This window comes from Sphingobium cupriresistens LL01, from assembly GCF_001046645.1.
Lineage (GTDB): Bacteria > Pseudomonadota > Alphaproteobacteria > Sphingomonadales > Sphingomonadaceae > Sphingobium > Sphingobium cupriresistens.
In genome coordinates this window covers 1-3,135 of the sequence record NZ_KQ130445.1, presented here as the reverse complement: position 1 = coordinate 3,135, position 3,135 = coordinate 1, and the positions used below count along the sequence as shown (strand labels likewise).

Below are 3,135 nucleotides of genomic sequence, written 5' to 3'. Positions count from 1 at the left end.
AGAGGTGGCCTGGGAAATCTGGACATTGAGATGAGTGGATTTTCTGCCTGACGGCGGCCAGGATGGCCGCGTGACAGGAGTAGAAATGAGCAAACGACCACGCCGGAATCACAGCCCGGCTTTCAAGGCGAAGGTAGCATTGGCTGCCGTGAAGGGGGAGAAGACGCTGGCCGAGTTGGCGCAGCAGTTTGACGTGCACCCAAACCAGATCACGACGTGGCGTAGCCAGTTGCTGGAGGGCGCGGCCGGGGTATTTGATTCGGACAATGCGTCGGCAACGGCCGAGCCGGCGATTGACGTGAAGACGCTGCACGCCAAGATCGGCGAGTTGACGCTGGCGAACGATTTTTTGGCCGGCGCGCTCGGGAAGGCCGGTCTGTTGCCGAGCGCAAAGCGATGATCGATCGTTCGCACAGTTTGCCGTTGGCGCGGCAGGCGCGGGAACTGGGGATCAGCCGGGGCAGCGTCTATTACCTGCCCAGACCGGTTTCGGAGGCTGATCTGGCGATCATGCGGCGCATCGACGAGTTGCACCTGGAATTTCCGTTCGCAGGCAGTCGCATGCTGCGCGATCTACTGCGGCAGGAAGGCATGAAGATCGGCCGCCAGCATGTAGCTACGCTGATGAAGAAGATGGCGATCGAGGCGATTTACCGCCGCCCGAACACTTCAAAGCCGACGCCGGGGCACAAGGTATATCCCTATTTGCTGCGCAAGCTGGCGATCGTACGGCCCAATCAGGTATGGGCGACCGACATCAGTTACATTCCGATGGCGAAGGGGTTCGTCTATCTCGTGGCTATCGTCGACTGGTTCAGCCGCAAGGTCCTGGCCTGGCGGGTGTCGATCACGATGGAAGCCGACTTCTGTGTCGAGGCACTGGAGGAAGCTCTGGCGCGCTTCGGCAAACCGGAGATCTTGAACACCGATCAGGGCAGCCAATTTACGAGCATGGCCTTCACCAGCGTGTTGCTCCGCGAAGAAATCGCCATCAGCATGGACGGTCGGGGCGCATGGCGCGACAATGTGATGGTCGAGCGCCTGTGGCGCTCGGTGAAATACGAAGAGGTTTATCTGCACGCCTACGGCGGGGTCAGCGAAGCCCGATCATCGATCGGTCGGTATCTGAGCTTCTACAATAGTAGGAGGCCGCATTCGAGCCTTGCTGCCAAGACGCCGGACCAGACCTATTTTGACAACCTGCCCATGTTGATGGCAGCTTGAATTTGGCCGCCGATATGGGGCGTCACTCTGGTCGGCTACGCCCTCCCGACATGACGCCCCATATCGGCAGTTCGATGAAACCGGCAGACGATCCACTTAACCGTTGCAGATCCCTGTTCAAATCAACCCGGCCACCTCTCAGTTCCGCCGCCCCAAAATCAAGAAAGGACAAATCACCCGCTTGACCCTGCTCATCGCAAGCAGCACATCATTCACGCTCATCCGGGTCACTTCTAAATGTAAATCCCAGGTCATTTCTCAGTGCAACTCAACGGGGAGACGTTTTTCTTATGCGCGAAAAGCCGACGGTACTGGTCACGGGCGGCGCTGGCTATATCGGCAGCCATGCCGTGCTGGCGCTCAAAGACGCGGGCTATGGCGTGGTCGTGATCGACAATCTGGTCACCGGCTTCCGCTGGGCCGTCCCCGACGATGTGCCCTTCGTGCGGGGCGACATTGCCGACCAGCCGCTGGTCGAAGCGACGCTGCGCGACCACGGCATCACCGCAATCATGCATTTCGCCGGCTCCGTCGTCGTGCCGGAATCGGTCGAAAACCCTCTCAAATATTATCACAACAACAGCGCCAAGACCCGCGACCTGATCGACAGCGCCGTGCGCGTCGGCGTGCCCCATTTCATCTTTTCCTCCACGGCCGCCACCTATGGCACGCCGGACGTCGAAGCGGTGCGGGAAGACACACCACAGCAGCCGATCAATCCCTACGGCATGTCGAAACTGATGACCGAATATATGCTGTGCGACGTCGCGGCGGCGCATCCGATGAACTTCTGCGCACTGCGCTATTTCAACGTCGCGGGGGCCGATCCGCAGGGGCGCACCGGCCAATCGACGGCAGGCGCGACCCATTTGATCAAGGTCGCCGTCGAAGCCGCCTTGGGCAAGCGCGAGAGCGTCGCCATCTTCGGCACTGACTTCGCCACGCCTGACGGCACGGGGGTCCGCGACTATATCCATGTCAGCGACCTCGCCGCCGCCCATGTGCTGGCGCTCGAAGCCTTGATGGCGGAGCCGGATCGCAACCATCTGCTCAATTGCGGCTATGGCCGGGGCTTTTCGGTGCTGGACGTCCTCGATGCCGTCGACCGCGCCACCAACAATCCCATCCAGCGCATCATGGCCCCGCGCCGGGCGGGCGATCCCGCCGCGCTGATTTCGGACAATCGCGCCATCCTCGCCGCCTTCCCCTGGCAGCCGCGCTATGCCGATCTCGACCTGATCGTCGCCCATGCGCTCGCCTGGGAGCGCGCCCTGGAGACTCGCGCATGAGCGAAGCCTCGGTCCGCGCCTTCTTCGCCGCTGGGCGCCGGAATTCGCTTTCATCGATCAGGGGCTAAGCACTGCCAAGATGGCCTGCTGCCGGTTTGGTGGACACCAAGATAAGCTCATTCAAGCTACACCAGCTTCCCGCTCGAAGTCGATGGGTCTGAGATTCCCCAAGGTCGAGTGTCGGCGTGTCGGATTATAAAATCTCTCGATATAATCGAGCATATCGGCTCAGGCTTGGTCTCGCGATCGGTAGACCTTACTCCTGATCCGCTCGGTTTTGAGGGGTGGAAAAAGCTTTCCATCGCGGTATTGTCCCAACAGTTGCCCGACCGGCTCATGGAACAGGTGACGCCGTTGTTCTTCTTCGTACGCTGGAACTGCTCACTGGTATATTGGCTACCGCGATCCGAGTGATGCAACAGGGCATCGGGCTTTCCACAACGCCAGATCGCCAATATCAGGGCATCCGTCACAAGTTGGGCCGTCATTGTGGCGCTCATCGACCAGCCCACCACCCTGCGTAAAAACAGGTCGATGACGGCAGCGACATAGAGCCAGCCCTCGGCCGTCCAGATATATGTGAAGCCTTCCACCCATTTCTGGTTCGGTCTGTCGGCAGCGA

The 3,135-nt window shown here is 60.3% G+C and carries 2 protein-coding genes and 1 pseudogene; 2 read left to right on the top strand and 1 reads right to left on the bottom strand.

Annotated elements, in window-relative coordinates; all coding sequences use genetic code 11:
- The first annotated feature begins 85 nt into the window (after positions 1–85).
- Together V473_RS22515 and galE are read left to right on the top strand one after the other, a co-directional pair.
- Positions 86–1,224, top strand: a protein-coding gene (locus V473_RS22515) for an IS3 family transposase (RefSeq protein ID WP_148648459.1) whose coding sequence is annotated in 2 segments (ribosomal slippage) — positions 86–353 and positions 353–1,224 — 1,140 coding nt in all. Because the reading frame shifts where the segments join, the coding sequence is not laid out codon by codon here.
- Positions 1,225–1,514: 290 nt separating this feature from the next.
- The gene (gene galE, locus V473_RS22510) at positions 1,515–2,513 is read left to right on the top strand and encodes a UDP-glucose 4-epimerase GalE (RefSeq protein WP_066609369.1); all 999 of its coding nucleotides are present in this window, start codon (positions 1,515–1,517) and stop codon (positions 2,511–2,513) included.
- A 120-nt stretch (positions 2,514–2,633) separates the two neighbouring features.
- On the opposite strand, the pseudogene V473_RS22505 reads toward galE, so the two are convergent.
- Positions 2,634–3,135, bottom strand: a pseudogene (locus V473_RS22505) (IS3 family transposase); the annotation flags it as partial.